The 15338-nt window shown below is 48.1% G+C and carries 12 protein-coding genes; all 12 read right to left on the bottom strand.

Annotated features, from left to right (window positions below; genetic code table 11):
- Window positions 1–164 precede the first annotated feature (164 nt).
- Window positions 165–770, bottom strand: a complete 606-nt coding sequence (locus MHI38_RS20090; protein ID WP_154892165.1) for a dienelactone hydrolase family protein — start codon at window positions 768–770, stop codon at window positions 165–167.
- 14 nt (window positions 771–784) lie between these two features.
- Entirely contained in the window at window positions 785–1732 is a 948-nt protein-coding gene (locus MHI38_RS20085; RefSeq protein ID WP_445667217.1) for a ring-cleaving dioxygenase, read from the bottom strand.
- 305 nt (window positions 1733–2037) lie between these two features.
- Window positions 2038–3120: a hemolysin family protein gene (locus MHI38_RS20080; RefSeq protein WP_154892161.1), complete on the bottom strand. Its 1083-nt coding sequence runs from the start codon at window positions 3118–3120 to the stop codon at window positions 2038–2040.
- Window positions 3121–3167: 47 nt separating this feature from the next.
- Window positions 3168–4505, bottom strand: coding sequence for a hemolysin family protein (locus tag MHI38_RS20075; RefSeq protein WP_341181569.1), 1338 nt, complete (start codon window positions 4503–4505; stop codon window positions 3168–3170).
- A 728-nt stretch (window positions 4506–5233) separates the two neighbouring features.
- The gene (gene purD, locus MHI38_RS20070; RefSeq protein ID WP_341181568.1) at window positions 5234–6499 is read right to left on the bottom strand and encodes a phosphoribosylamine--glycine ligase; all 1266 of its coding nucleotides are present in this window, start codon (window positions 6497–6499) and stop codon (window positions 5234–5236) included.
- A 221-nt stretch (window positions 6500–6720) separates the two neighbouring features.
- Window positions 6721–8268 carry a bifunctional phosphoribosylaminoimidazolecarboxamide formyltransferase/IMP cyclohydrolase gene (gene purH / locus MHI38_RS20065; protein ID WP_154960740.1) on the bottom strand — a complete coding sequence of 516 codons (1548 nt, stop codon included), beginning with the start codon at window positions 8266–8268 and terminating at the stop codon, window positions 6721–6723.
- Window positions 8269–8603: 335 nt separating this feature from the next.
- Window positions 8604–9221 carry a phosphoribosylglycinamide formyltransferase gene (purN, locus tag MHI38_RS20060; protein ID WP_341181567.1) on the bottom strand — a complete coding sequence of 206 codons (618 nt, stop codon included), beginning with the start codon at window positions 9219–9221 and terminating at the stop codon, window positions 8604–8606.
- Entirely contained in the window at window positions 9221–10261 is a 1041-nt protein-coding gene (gene purM, locus MHI38_RS20055; RefSeq protein ID WP_253497490.1) for a phosphoribosylformylglycinamidine cyclo-ligase, read from the bottom strand. The genes purN and purM overlap by 1 nt, the downstream gene beginning before the upstream one ends.
- A 247-nt stretch (window positions 10262–10508) precedes the next feature.
- Entirely contained in the window at window positions 10509–10952 is a 444-nt protein-coding gene (locus MHI38_RS20050) for an immunity 26/phosphotriesterase HocA family protein (RefSeq protein ID WP_154892155.1), read from the bottom strand.
- A 12-nt stretch (window positions 10953–10964) separates the two neighbouring features.
- Window positions 10965–12443: an amidophosphoribosyltransferase gene (gene purF, locus MHI38_RS20045; RefSeq protein ID WP_090923359.1), complete on the bottom strand. Its 1479-nt coding sequence runs from the start codon at window positions 12441–12443 to the stop codon at window positions 10965–10967.
- Complete coding sequence (gene purL / locus MHI38_RS20040) at window positions 12428–14671, bottom strand: phosphoribosylformylglycinamidine synthase subunit PurL (RefSeq protein ID WP_154892154.1); 2244 nt, start codon at window positions 14669–14671, stop codon at window positions 12428–12430. The genes purF and purL overlap by 16 nt, the downstream gene beginning before the upstream one ends.
- A complete protein-coding gene (purQ, locus tag MHI38_RS20035; protein ID WP_090923362.1) occupies window positions 14649–15338 on the bottom strand; it encodes a phosphoribosylformylglycinamidine synthase subunit PurQ in 690 nt (229 codons plus the stop codon). The genes purL and purQ overlap by 23 nt, the downstream gene beginning before the upstream one ends.

Here is a 15338-nt window from a genome sequence, read left to right as displayed (position 1 = left end):
CTTACCCGGTTTGGCACGTTTACATAACAGATGTGCTCATTTTTCGTGAGGCAAATGAAAAAACAGCCCGATCTCAACGATCAGGCTGCCTGCGAACTTCTTATATATATGTCGATATGTGCTAGATCTCGTAATGCAATACATCCACAAGTACTGTACCTGTATTACACCTGTGTTGTATACCATGCTGCCGCGGCTTCTGCCTCGGTACGTGTCAGTTGATGCCCCTGACGTTCCCAATGCATATGCACATCGGCACCCGCCCCGTTCAGCAGTGAAGCCAGTTCCTCCGTTTCACGTCTTGGCACAATTGGATCATTCTCTCCTGCACCGATGAACACGGGCAGTCCTTTCAGATCAGGCAGTGTCAGTCCGCGAAGCGGCACCATCGGATGGTGCAGGATTGCTCCCTTGAATACATCTGCCTGATGGAACATCAGACTTGCGGCAATGTTGGCACCATTGGAATAGCCCAGCGCATACACGTTCGATCGATCGAATCCATATTCCACCGCAGCAGCATCGATAAAGGCTCCCAGCTCTGCTGTCCGTGCAATCAGATCCTCTTCATCAAAGACACCTTCTGCAAGGCGGCGGAAGAAACGTGGCATCCCATTCTCGGACACGTTACCTCGCACTCCAAGAATCGCCGCCCCCGGAGCAATCATCTCTGCCAGTCCGATCAGATCATTCTCCGTTCCACCTGTACCGTGGAGCAACAATATTGTCGCCGCATCTGCCTGCGCACCTGCTTTGTAGATATGTTTCATCGTCGCTGTACTCATCATTTAGACTCCCCTTTCCATTCCCGTACTTGAATTGGTGGCAACAATTGTTCGATCTGCTCACGCTGTGGTTCGTACCATTCAGGCAACATCAATTTCTCACCCATCGTCTCTTGCGGTTCATCCCGCGCGAAGCCTGGAGGGTCTGTGGCAATCTCGAACAAAATGCCGCCTGGTTCCCGGAAATATACCGCATTGAAGTACTGACGGTCAATCACGGGTGTTGGATGATACCCCGTTTGATCCAGGTCCTGTTGAATCTGTTCATGCTCCGTGTAATCTTTGGCACGCCATGCAATATGATGTACTGTTCCCGCACCACCGATACCGCGCTGGATACCTGTCGATTGAATATCGATGATCTGTCCCAGATCACCGCTCGCCTGCAGACGGATCAGGCCATTCTCTTCGCCAACCTGTTCCAGACCAAGCTTGCTGACAAGCACATCCATCGTTTTCTCAGGCACATGACTGTACAGTACCGCACCGCCAAAGCCTTTGATGGCATGCTCCGGTGTTACCCCGTTAAATGCCCACTGGCTTGGCTGACCACCTTCGCGCTCAACCAGTTCAAGGAGCAGTCCCCCTTTGTCGAAGAAACGAATATAGTTTTCACCGAATCTGGTTTTATTTTCATATGGAATATCGAAGGAAGCAAGACGTTCTTTCCAGAAGGACAAGCTGCCCATCGGTACGGCATAGACGGTAACCCCGGTCTGACCTGAGCCAATCACACCTCTTCTTGCATTCTTCTGCGGGAAAAAGGTAATGACCGTTCCTGGCGCGCCTTGCTCATTGCCGTAGTACAAGTGATACACATCCGGTGCATCAAAGTTGATCGTTTTTTTCACCAGTCTGAGTCCCAGTACACCTGCGTAGAAGTCTACATTTTTCTGTGCGTCGTCTACAAAAGCCGTAATATGATGAATGCCTGAAGTTCTGAACATAATCTCCACTCCCTTTGGTTTTGGTTTATGGTTCGTATCTTATCTTTGATGTTATCATTTATCTTTAATTTAAGATTCTTTAAATTCATATTAATCTATTCCTGATCCATATGCAAGCATTTATTTTAAAATTAAGATATTATCGTGATAAATCTCCGTTCTTTTTTCGATAGTTCTCAAAGAGAGCTGAATATACCTTAGACGTGTATGGAGCAAACCACTTTACATTTTACCCTAAAAAAGCAGGTCCAAGCACCGAAGTGCTTAAACCTGCCCTTTAATTCATATAAACCTTACGTCTTTGTTTACACCAATTTTAATTTCTTCGGTGGATTGACCAGATCCTTATGCTCATATTCATCCTTGATATCCCCGACAATCTCTTCGAGAATATCCTCCATAGTCACCATTCCGATCGTTGCGCCAGCTTCGTCTTTGACAGAAGCGATATGCACGCGGCTATGTTGCATCTGAACGAGCACATCCTTGATCGGTGAACGCTCCGAGAAGCTTGGCATTGGATGCATGAACGTGTTCATGCTGAACGTTCTGCCCGCAGCTACACTCGTTAACGTCTGTTTGGTATTGATAAACCCGACAAAATGGTTTGCATCCCCGTTTGCAATGACAGGATATCTCGTATACTCATGCTGATTCAGCACTTCAATAATCTGTTCCAGCGGCATTTCTTTATTCAGCGTAACGATTTTATTTCGGGGAATCATGATCTCCTGAAGCAAACGCTCATCAAAGGCAAAAATGTTTTTGAGGTAATCCAGCTCCGTCTGGTTAATCTCGCCACTCTCATAACTTTGTGCCATAATCAGCTTTAACTCCTCTTCGGAGTGAACCGTATCATGCCCAGCCGGTTTGATACCGAAAATACTAAGCAATAAACGTGCTGCACCATTCAGCGCATAAATGAACGGGTTCATGATTTTACCGAACCAGTAGAGCGGTGGTGCAAGCAACAACGTCATCTTTTCAGCAAACTGAATGGCAAGTGTCTTTGGTGCAAGCTCACCAATCACGACGTGCAGGAAGGTGATAAATGCCAATGCAATCGCGTAAGAGAGAACGGTGGACAGTGCAGCAGGCACTTCCAAACTCTGAAATAACGGATGCAACATCTTCTCTACGGTCGGTTCACCCAAGGCACCCAGTACGAGCGCTGTAATCGTAATACCCAGTTGACAGGCAGACAGATAATAATCCAGATTATGTGCCACTTTTTTGGCGACCACTGCTTTTTTGTTGCCTTCCGAGATCAATTGATCGATACGGGACATCCGCACTTTCAGAATAGCAAACTCGGCTCCTACGAAAAACGCGGTCAAACCGATAAATACAGCTACTAAAAATAAGTTTAAGGCTATTATTCCGTCCAATGATTTCCCTCAGGTGAGGGATTCACCTCCATTAAGTTTTGAAATGTTTAAGCCAGATCGCTTGCGGCTTCTTGGGCCTCAGTGCCGTTAACACGTTCAAGCAGCACCTGCTTGATGTGATAGTTCTCGGCATCCACTACCGTCCAGACATAGTCGCCGTGTTCAACGGTATCTCCTTTTTCCACACCGACACCCTTCTGGTACTGAATCCATCCGGCAACGGTATCCATCTCTTCATTACCATCAAATATAATTCCGAATTGACGCTCCAGTTCATCCAGCAGCACACGGCCGCTAATCAAATACTGGTTTTCACCAGTCTCCTGAATGTCCGCCACTTCATCGGCATCGAACTCATCCCGGATCTCGCCGACCAGTTCTTCGAGGATGTCCTCCATCGTAATGATTCCGGAAGTACCGCCGTACTCATCCACGACGACAGCCATATGCACACGTTCCTGTTGCATTTTGATCATCGCATCCTGAATGGAAGTCACTTCCGACACAAATGGAATCTCACGCACGAATTCACTCAATTGATGTGCCCGGGTCGCAACCATGTCCGGCAAAATCTTCTTCACATTCACAACACCGATAATACGGTCTTTATCTCCGTCCTCGATCACGGGATATCTGGAGTAGTTATGTTCATCCAAAATAGGAATAATATCGTCATACGTCATATCCTGATTCAGTGTAATCAGTTCGGTACGCGGAACCATGATGTCTTTGGCATCACGTTCGTCGAACACAAAAACATTTTCCAAATATGAAAGCTTGGTCTGATTACTCTCATCGCCTTCATAACTCTGGTTCATAATGATCTTAATCTCGTCCTCGGAATAGGCCTGATCATGCCCGGCAGGCTTTACACCGAATCCACGCAAAATTACACGCGATGCACCATTGAGTGCCCAGATGAACGGATACATAATTTTACCAAACCAGTACAGCGGCGGCGAGAGTAACAACGTCAATTTTTCGGAAAATTGAATCGCCAACGTTTTGGGTGCCATCTCTCCAACAACGACATGCAAAAACGTAACGAGAATAAAAGCTATCGCATAAGAAGCAATCGCCGAGGCAGAGGCAGGTACGTCAAAATAGCTGAACACCGGATACAATAATCTCTCCACGGTCGGTTTACCCAACGCCCCGAGTCCGAGAGCTGTAACGGTAATCCCCAGCTGACAGGCGGACAGATAATAATCCAGATCCGAGACGACCTTTTTAGCAAGCACTGCCTTTTTATTGCCTTCGGCAACCAGTTGATCTACCCTTGATGTACGAATCTTCACAACAGCAAACTCCGACGCAACGAAAAATGCAGTCAGTACAATCAAGATGATAAGTAATGCGATATTTAATATGGTAATTATGTCCAAAGACTTCCCCGATAGTCAGGGATTCACCTCCAAGATAGTTACAGCGTGATGCGTTAACGTTCATGCCGTTAACTGTTCATGCGCTGTTTGATGTATGATGCCAAGAGCCAGTGACGATTAAAAAATATATAAAAAAATCAGTTCATGATCACTTCTGTATAAGTCGCATAATGACCTTGTAAATCTAAAACAGGAATCCAAGATGAAGTCAATAACGCCAATGACGTGTAGAAACGACTTCAATCAAAACGGGTTACCCCTCATGCTGTCTATTGTTCCTTAATCAACTCCACCTAGATTCGCCATTTGGACAATTTACAATATCGCCTACCCAATAGATATCCACCTCCCAACGTATCGATTCCTGTTTCCGAAAAGTATATCATGTTTTGATCCAAACCATCCAGTTGCACGTTATGGTTTGGTACAAGCTTACAGTCTATTGTTCACAGAATAGTCTATATGTATGTTATCCTCTGGCTTTTTCCGTATCTATATATGAATCTTTCCACTTTATTAGAATAGTGCAGTTTACTGAAATACTACCCGTTCCAATTGGCCATTAAACAGATTCAGATGTTCACTTTCATAGCGGCTAAACGTTATGCTCGCGCAGGTTTGTAAAGGAATGTAACCGTCTTTTTTACACATGATATATTCTAATACGCGCAAAAAGCCCGCAGGATGCAAATACCTTACGGTACCGATCCTGGGGCTGATTTTAATTGTTACACCAAAGCTTTGGCTGCAATGTCGGAGCGTTGATGTTTGCCTTCAAATTGAATGTGCTCTGCCTGAGCATATGCTTTGGCTCTTGCTTCTGCAATGTCAGCGCCTAGGCCTACAACACCGAGAATACGTCCGCCGTTTGTCACCCAGTCTCCCGCTTCATTACGCGCAGTTCCTGCGTGGAACACAACAGCCTCTCGGGCTTGATCCAGTCCCTCAATCACAACACCTTTGGCATAAGGGCCGGGATATCCGCCTGAAGCAAGCACGACACATACCGCAGCCTCATCGCTCCATTCAATCTCCAGATCAGCCAGCTTTCCGTGAACGGTTGCCCAAAAGATGTCGAGCAGGTCCGTTTTAAGACGTGGCAACACCACCTGTGTTTCTGGGTCTCCAAAACGTGCGTTGAACTCAATTGTTTTGGGTTTGCCATCTGGGGAGATCATCAGACCCGCAAACAATACACCACTGAATGGACGTCCCTCGGATACCATTGCTTTGGCTGTTGGCTTAATGATGGTTTCCACCGCTTCTTCAATAATGGAGGCTGGAATATGTGGAAGTGGGGAGTACGTACCCATGCCGCCCGTATTAGGTCCCTGATCATTGTCGAACACAGGTTTGTGATCTTGCGCAGCAGCCATTGGACGAACCGTCTCTCCGTCAACAAAGGCCAGAATCGACATCTCCTGTCCGGCGAGGAATTCTTCGATAATCACTTTGGCCCCAGCTTCACCAAATACCTTATCAACCATAATACTGCGAAGGGCCTGATTCGCCTCCTCACGGGAGTATGCCACCGTAACCCCTTTACCTGCAGCAAGTCCGTCCGCTTTAATGACAATTGGAATCGCTTGCTCATCCAGATAGGTCTGAGCTTGCTCGTAGTTGTCGAACTTCTCATATGCAGCCGTAGGGATATTGTATTTGTGTAGCAAGTCTTTCATGAACGTTTTACTGCCTTCGATCTCCGCTGCATTACGGCGTGGACCGAAGACCGGAAGACCTGTCGAGTCAAATGCATCTACAATACCGTCTGCGAGCGGATCATCCGGTCCAATAACGACAAGTTCTACTTTTAGCTCAACAGCCAGTGCTTTGAGTTTGTCAAATTCATGTACCGCAATCGGGTGACACTCTGCCAGCTGTGCAATCCCCGCATTCCCGGGAGCACAATGAATCTTGCCTGCCTTTGGACTTTTTGCGAGTGCCCAGATAATTGCATGTTCGCGGCCGCCGCCGCCGACTACCAAAATATCCATTTCGTCTGTTCCCCTCCACGCTTTACTGGATTGTGATGTTCCTACACTTCGATAACATTAAGTGATCTATTTTTTATTGATCTATTTCCTGAAAAAAGGAGTGTCCCATACGTCATCAGCATGACAGGTGACACCCCTTTATAACACTTGCCACTTTTTGATGAAGAGTAATTTAATACTTCCGTTCGGACTTTAACTCTTCAACCTGCTTATTGCTTGTCCTAGTGTTTAAAATGACGTACGCCTGTGAATACCATTGCGATGCCGTATTCATTGGCTACTTTGATAGATTCTTCGTCTTTGATTGAGCCGCCTGGCTGAATAACTGCTGTAATACCAGCTTTTGCTGCCAACTCAAGTGTATCACCCATCGGGAAGAATGCATCGGAAGCGAGAATAGCACCTTTTGCCTGCTCGCCAGCTTGCTCAATTGCAATTTTGGCCGCACCGACACGGTTCATTTGCCCCGCACCTACACCTACCGTCATGTCGTTCGCAGCAAGTACAATCGCGTTGGATTTCACGTGTTTAACCACTTTCCAGCCAAACAATAGCTGTTTCATTTCTTCTTCGGAAGGTGCACGATCTGTAACCACATTAAGCTCGCTCGCTTCAATGGAATGTACGTCCGATTGTTGAACGATCATGCCTCCGTCAATCGATGTCACCACAAATTGGCTTTCACGGTTGCGAGCTGCATTCAGTTCACCCGTTTTGAGCAAACGAATGTTTTTCTTTTTCGTCAGGATATCCAGAGCTTCTTGGGTAAAATCAGGTGCGAGTACGATTTCCAGGAAAATCTCGCTCAGCTTGTTCGCCGTATCGCTGTCGATAATGCGGTTTGCCGCCACGATACCGCCGAAAATCGATGTTGGGTCAGCAGCATAAGCTTTGCTGTAGGCTTCATAGATGCTTTCGCCGATACCTACACCGCAAGGATTCATATGTTTCACGGCAACCACTGCTGGCTCTTCAAATTCTTTGACAATCTGCAGTGCTGCGTTGGCATCGTTGATATTGTTGTAGGACAGTTCTTTACCGTGCAATTGCTCGGCTGTAGTCAATGTATCCTGTGCAGCGAGTGGTTTGCGGTAGAATGCCGCTTGTTGGTGTGGATTTTCGCCGTAGCGTAGATCCTGGAGTTTTTCGTAAGTAACCGTCAGACGCTCTGGTAGTGGATCGCCATTAACGTTGGACAGATAGTCGGAGATCAGTGCATCGTAAGCCGCCGTATGACGGAACACTTTTGCCGCAAGCCGTTTGCGTGTTTCCAGCGTCGTATCACCGCCGCTGCGCACTTCCTCCAGCACTTGACTGTAGTCAGCCGCATCAACAACGACACTAACAAAAGCATGGTTTTTAGCTGCTGAACGAAGCATCGTTGGCCCACCAATATCGATGTTCTCAATCGCATCTTCATAGGCTACATCTGGCTTGGCGATGGTTTCCTGGAAAGGATACAGGTTTACAACGACCAGATCGATATACCCGAGACCAAGCTCTTGCATTTGGCGTGTATGCTCTTCGTTATCACGAACAGCGAGCAAACCGCTGTGAACTGCCGGATGCAAAGTTTTGACACGTCCGTCCATAATTTCCGGGAATCCGGTTACGTCCGAAATTCCGATGACAGGTACGCCTTCCTTCGACAACAGGCTACTTGTACCTCCTGTCGAAATAATCTCCACACCCATTTGCGACAGCTCGCGGCAAAAGTCCACGATGCCTGTTTTATCCGATACGCTGACCAGCGCTCTTTTGATACTCACAATATGCTCCTCCTTTATTATCCCATAAGCTTCGCGTTTTCTGACGAAACACAGCTGATTTATTTCCCGAGAAATATCACAAAATGCGTACCAATTTTCGACTTCTGTTATATAAGTTGAACAAGGATTTCCACACTGAGCCACTACGAGAACAGAATAATCTTTTGATCGCTGTTATTCCTGGATTTTTTGAACAATTTTGTAATGGTAAAAATCCAGTAATAAGCTTATGCTTCCGATGCAGCTTTTTTCCAGAAAGCTTTCAGCCGAACGCTCCGCTTCTCCAGCTTATTTCTGTTCTCTCCGTTCATGTGTGTGAAAAATTTCAACTTATATCAAACCGGTTTGGTAACGGTGACGTGGCGTCCGTTTAGTTGAACCAAGCCTTGCGCGAACCAGGACACCACTTCAGGGTATAACTGCTGTTCGGCAGCATGAATTTCTTTGCTAATCGTTTCCGCTGTATCCCCTGGTTGAACAGGCACAGGGTGCTGGGCAATGATCGGTCCTGTATCCATGCCTCCGTCCACAAAATGAACGGTTACACCTGTCACTTTCACACCATAATCAAGTGCTTGTCCAATGGCGTCTTTACCAGCAAAGGCCGGCAGGAGCGATGGATGAATGTTAATCAGTCGACCCGCATAACGATCCACCATCACTGAGGTTAGCAGTCTCATATAACCCGCCAGCACAACCAGATCGATCTGTTTGGATTCAAGCACTTCGATAATTTCTGCCTCGTACGCTTCGCGCGAAGCATAATCTTTAGGCGTAAACAGATGGCATTCTACCCCTGCGTCCTGTGCTCGCTGCACAACGCGTGCAGCAGGTTTGTCACAGACGAGTAATTCCACGGATGCACCCAGATCGCCATTCCGTGCTGCATCAACCAGAGACTGAAAGTTGCTTCCTGTCCCTGAGGCAAATACAGCAATACGGTAGTTCGTCATTAAACATCCGCTCCCGTGAAGGTTACTCGCGCATCTCCTTCAGTTACACGGCCAATGATGTACGCTTCTTCACCGGAAGCTTTTAGTTGCTCCAATGCTTTTGCTGCATCCGCTTCGTTCACAACCAACACAAGTCCGATCCCCATGTTAAACGTCGTGAACATATCACGGCTCGATACATCGCCTTTTTGCTGTAAAAGATTAAAGATTGGCAGGATCGGCCATGAACCATAATCGATATCTACGTTCACGTTGCTTGGCAGCATACGTGGGATATTTTCGATGAATCCACCGCCAGTAATATGCGCCATCCCTTTAACTTTGACATTCTCCAGCAGGGACAGTAATGGTTTTACATAAATTTTCGTTGGCTCCAGCAAGGCATCGCCCAGTTTGCCACCCAGCTCCGTCATTTCGGAGTGCAGATCCAGGCCAGCTTCTTCAAGCAGCAATCTGCGGACCAGAGAGAAGCCGTTGCTATGCACGCCGCTGGAAGCGAGACCGATGACCGTATCTCCAGGTGCGATGGTTGTGCCATTAATGATTTTTGCTTTGTCCACGATACCCACGGTGAAACCTGCGATATCATACTCACCTTCACTGTACATGCCTGGCATCTCAGCCGTTTCACCGCCGATGAGCGCACAGCCGGACTGATGACAGCCTTCCGCGATACCCGCAACGATCGCTTCAATCTTCTCCGGGATGACCTTATCGCAAGCGAGGTAGTCCAAGAAAAAGAGTGGCTCTGCACCTTGTACAACGATATCGTTGACACACATCGCTACAGCATCAATACCAATCGTATCATGACGATCCATGGCAAATGCTATTTTCAACTTGGTTCCCACACCATCTGTACCGGAAACCAGAACCGGCTCATTATATTTGTCTTTGTTCAATCCGAACAGGGCACCAAATCCACCTAAATCCGTCATCACTTCCGGACGAAAGGTACGCTTTACGTGTTTTTTCATCCGTTCAACCGCTTCGTTCCCTGCCGCGATATCGACGCCGGCCTTTTTATATGCTTCGGACACAACCCTCACACCCTTCGTATCTTATATAAATTGAGTTGAACATATTTACACCGTACACTCCGATGACAGAATAACCTGGAGAGTAGCGGTTATCCCCAGATTTTTTGATTCCCTTTTTTCAAAGGGAAAATCCGGTGATAAAGGCGCAGCCTATGCTTCCGATGTAGCTTTCTTTCAGAAAGCTTTTAGCTTCGCTTCTACAGGTTTTTTCTGTCCTCTCCGTTTATGTGTAAATGAAAAGTCTCACTCATTTACTGTTACTCATCTCTAGAAGATGAATCTGAACCAATTCAAATCCAGCTACACCCATTGTAATGTACTGACTGTACTCTTCTGGTGGAACCATTCGAATGAATTCGTCACCGTTGTATACCGCACCGGCACACTGGAATACTTGCAGTTCTTTTTTCGCCGGAGTCAGCGGAATGTTACCAACGATGCTCCATGTGCCATCTTTCAGCAGCTTCGGTGACGTGAAGATCACATTGCTCTTACGTTTGCCATAAGAATAGATAAGGAATTCGCCGTCTTCCAAACTTACAGTTTCGTCACGCTGAATGCTCATCACGCCGAATGAAAATGCCTTTTTGAAGCGGTCTCTCAGTGCACATATCACCTGACACACGGCAAACCGTCCATCATGCATTGGAATCAGAAAAACATCGCCCTCATTATAGCTTTTTCTTCCCATAAGCCTTGCCTCCTAACAACTGCAGCCGAACTTCTCCTCGCCGTCAAAGTCGAGTCGGGTCGGATAGTCATTATCGAAGCATGCCAGACACAGTCCGCCCTTATAGTCATCCTGATTATCTCCCTGAATGGAAGCAATCAGTCCGTCCGGGCTGAGGAATGCGAGAGAGTCTGCATTGATCTCACGGCAAATCTCTTCAACGGACAGAGCAGATGCAATCAATTCACGGCTATCCGGTGTATCAATACCATAGAAGCACGGATTCTTAAATGGCGGCGAAGTAATCCGCACATGCACTTCCGTTGCCCCTGCGTCACGCAACATATTCACAATCCGGCGGGATGTTGTCCCACGTACGATCGAGTCATCGATCATCACTACACGTTTACCTTCTACAACCCGGCGCACGGCACTTAGTTTCATCTTCACGCCCTGCTCACGCAGTTCCTGGCTTGGCTGGATAAATGTACGTCCGGTGTATTTATTTTTGATCATGCCCATCTCATATGGAATACCTGTTTGTTCAGCGTATCCAATCGCCGCCGAGATGCTGGAATCTGGTACCCCCGTAACCAAGTCCGCATCCACAAACGCCTCAATGGCCATCCGACTACCCATGCGTTTACGAGCAGCATGCTGATTAGCACCGTTCATATCACTATCAGGTCGGGCAAAATAAATATATTCCATTGCACAAAGTGCCTTGCGGTGTTTATGATCATCGAAACGATCTTCATGTAATCCGTCTGCATCCAGCACAAGCAGTTCCCCTGGCTCTATGTCACGGATCAACTCTGCGCCGATCGTCTCAAGTGCACACGTTTCAGACGCAAACAGGTACGCGTCCCCAAGCTTACCCATCGTTAGTGGACGAAGCCCATGCGGGTCAGAAGCAACCAACAACTTATCATTTGTCATAATCAGAAAGGCATAACCACCGACGATACGCTGGAATGCATCTTTTGCCGCCTCAACAAGACCTTTCGAAGAACGTGCGATCAAGTGAGCAATAACTTCAGTGTCGCTCGTCGTCTGAAAAATAGAACCGCTCTGCTCCAGCTCACGCCGAATCGTTGGTGCATTCACGATGTTGCCGTTCGTTGCAACGGCTAGGTCGCCATCGCGATATTTGAATACGAGCGGCTGTGCATTGGTCAATTTGCTATCTCCACTTGTCGAATAGCGTACATGACCAATCGAAATATCACCGGTGAGTGTCTGCATTAGATCTTTGGTGAAGACTTCTTTCACGAGTCCCATACCGCGGTGATAGTTAAACTGTGTGCCGTCGCTAACACACATGCCCGCACTTTCTTCCCCGCGATGTTGCAATGCGTGCAGGCCGTAGTAGGAAAGGGAAGCCGCATCAGGGTGCCGATACACCCCGAATACGCCGCATTCTTCCTTTAATTTGTCGAGTCCTTCCTTGCCGGACCCTTCGTTATAATAATCGCCTGTCCACAACGGTTCCGTCATCAGTTCATGAGACATGGAATCGCATCCTCCCAGACCTTAGCCAAACCTCCTACAGGTTCGTTCACGGCTGATGTTCCGTTCAATTCAATCGTCAGGTTACTTCCTTCAACACGTCCGATCACAGCTGCTGGCACTCCGCGTTCACGTACGAAAGCTTCCAGCTTACTCGCTTGCTCTGGAGAAGCCGACAACAGAATACGGGATTGGCTCTCACTGAACAGCGCATGATCTGCACGGAGTGCAGTCTCTACATTCACTTGCGCGCCTACGTTACCGCTGATGCAAGACTCTGCCAGTGCAACCGCCAGACCACCTTCGGACAAGTCATGCGCGGAGCGAACAAGTCCGGATTGGATGGCTTCAAGCACAGTACTGAGCAAAGCCTTCTCCGTGTTCAGGTCAAGCTCCGGCGGACGGCCTTCTGTCACGCCGTGTACGGCGTACTGCAGTTCGCTGCCGCCGAGTTCCGCTTTGGTTTCACCGAGGAGCATGATGACATCTCCTTCGGATTTGAAAGCCTGTGTCGTGATATGATCCGTATCATGAACGAGACCTACCATACCGACCACTGGCGTTGGATAGATGGAGCCTTTGGCGTTTTCATTGTACAAACTCACGTTACCGCCGATAACCGGAGTATCCAATACGCGGCAAGCTTCTGCCATACCGTCCACGGCTTTTTCCATTTGCCAGAAAATATCCGGTTTCTCCGGGTTACCGAAGTTCAGGTTATCCGTAATCGCGAGCGGCTCCGCACCGGAACATACGATATTACGCGCTGCTTCACTTACGGCAATACGTCCACCCACCTCAGGATCAAGATAAACGTAACGACCGTTACAGTCCGTTGTCATCGCAAGACCTTTGCGCGTGCCACGAATCGTCACCACTGCTGCATCCGAACCTGGACGAACGGCTGTGCTTGTACGCACCATGTAGTCATATTGGTCATAGACCCATTTTTTACTCGCCACCGTTGGGGAAGCCAGCACTTGTTTCAATGCACCGCCGAGATCCGACACTTCGTCATAACGAAGCGTGTCGATGGAAGCACTCGCTTCATAATACGCAGGTACGGAAGATGGCTTGTCATATACCGGGCACTCGTCAACCAAAGCCGTTACAGGCATATCGCCAACCACTTCGCCGTGGTGGATCAGTTTCAGACGACCATCGTCTGTAACTTTACCAACTTTGGCACAGATGACACCCCAACGTTCAAAGATTTCCATCGCCTGCGCCTCATCCTTCGGCTCAACGACAAACAGCATCCGCTCCTGAGACTCCGAAAGCATCATCTCGTAAGGTGTCATGCCTTCTTCACGCTGTGGCACCTGATCCAGATACAACTCCAGACCGTTACCTGCTTTACTTGCCATCTCCGCACTGGAGCATGTCAGACCTGCCGCACCCATATCTTGAATACCGAGCACGATGCCCGTATCGATCAATTCCAGACAGGATTCCATAACCAGCTTCTCCATGAATGGATCACCGACTTGGACCGCTGTACGCTGGGACTCGGATTCTTCGGTCAGCTCAACGGATGCAAACGTTGCACCGTGAATACCGTCACGACCTGTTGGTGGGCCAACGTAATAAACCGGGTTACCTACACCTTTGGCTACACCGCGCTGGATTTTGTCATGATCAATCAGACCCACACACATCGCATTCACGAGCGGATTGCCTTCATAGCTCTCATCGAACATCACTTCACCTGCAACGGTCGGAATCCCGATACAGTTACCGTATCCCGCAATACCCGCTACCACATGCTCGAACAGATATTTTACGCGATCGCTCTCCAGCTTACCGAAACGAAGGGAGTTCAAAAGCGCCACTGGTCTTGCACCCATGGAGAAAATATCACGGATAATGCCGCCTACACCTGTTGCCGCCCCTTGATAAGGTTCTACCGCGGAAGGGTGGTTATGGCTTTCAATTTTGAAAACAACGGCCTGGTTGTCACCGATATCTACGATCCCGGCACCTTCACCCGGTCCCATCAGGACACGTGGACCACTTGTCGGGAAACGACGCAAGAGTGGCTTGGAGTTTTTGTATGCGCAGTGCTCAGACCACATTACGCTGAATACACCAATTTCCGTGTAGTTTGGCTTGCGGCCCATGAACTCACAGATCAGCTCATACTCGCTGTCAGACACGCCCATCTGTGCGTATAGTTTATGTTCTGCGACCTGTTCTGCTGTTGGCTCCTTAGCGGATAGCTGCTGCGTCATGCCGATCCCTCCATGCTTTCAAAATTGATGTAAACATCCGTTTGCCGTCTTCCGAGCCGAACAGTGAATCCACTGCACGCTCTGGATGCGGCATCATGCCCACTACGTTGCCCGCCTCGTTGCAAACCCCTGCGATATCACCCAGGGAACCATTCGGGTTGTTGCCATATGTGAATACAATCTGATTGTTTGCTTGCAAACTTGCCAGTGTTTCTTCGTCACAGTAATAGTTACCTTCACCGTGAGCAATCGGAATGACAATCTCTTCGCCTGGTGCATAGTCACGTGTGAAAGGTGTGTCTGCGTTAGCCACTTTCAGCACCGTGTCATGGCAACGGAATTTCAGGGACGTGTTGCGGATCAATGCTCCCGGGAGCAGACCTGCTTCCGTCAGAATCTGGAATCCGTTACAGATGCCCAGTACATATTTGCCTTGCTCTGCAGCTTTAGCCACTTCGTTCATTACGGGTGCGAAACGGGAAATTGCTCCGCAACGCAGGTAGTCTCCGTACGAGAAACCACCCGGAACCAGAATGCAATCATACGCGGACAAGTCCGTAGCCGTATGCCATACATAATCAACCTCTTGTCCAATCGCGTCTTCTACCGCTTTGTAACAGTCGATGTCGCAGTTGGAGCCAGGGAACACGAGAACTGCAAATTTCAT

It is taken from the genome of Paenibacillus sp. FSL K6-1558, assembly GCF_038002565.1.
Classification (GTDB): Bacteria; Bacillota; Bacilli; order Paenibacillales; family Paenibacillaceae; genus Paenibacillus; species Paenibacillus polysaccharolyticus.
This window is presented reverse-complemented; position numbering and strand designations above follow the sequence as displayed.

Excerpts from the sequence above, each read along its gene's own strand:
- MHI38_RS20090 (WP_154892165.1), bottom strand. The coding sequence starts at position 770 with ATGAAACATATCTACAAAGCAGGTGCGCAGGCAGATGCGGCGACAATA.
- MHI38_RS20085 (WP_445667217.1), bottom strand. The coding sequence starts at position 1,732 with ATGTTCAGAACTTCAGGCATTCATCATATTACGGCTTTTGTAGACGAC.
- purD (WP_341181568.1), bottom strand. The coding sequence starts at position 6,499 with ATGGATATTTTGGTAGTCGGCGGCGGCGGCCGCGAACATGCAATTATC.
- purN (WP_341181567.1), bottom strand. The coding sequence starts at position 9,221 with ATGACGAACTACCGTATTGCTGTATTTGCCTCAGGGACAGGAAGCAAC.
- MHI38_RS20050 (WP_154892155.1), bottom strand. The coding sequence starts at position 10,952 with ATGGGAAGAAAAAGCTATAATGAGGGCGATGTTTTTCTGATTCCAATG.
- purF (WP_090923359.1), bottom strand. The coding sequence starts at position 12,443 with ATGTCTCATGAACTGATGACGGAACCGTTGTGGACAGGCGATTATTAT.
- purL (WP_154892154.1), bottom strand. The coding sequence starts at position 14,671 with ATGACGCAGCAGCTATCCGCTAAGGAGCCAACAGCAGAACAGGTCGCA.
- purQ (WP_090923362.1), bottom strand. The coding sequence starts at position 15,338 with ATGAAATTTGCAGTTCTCGTGTTCCCTGGCTCCAACTGCGACATCGAC.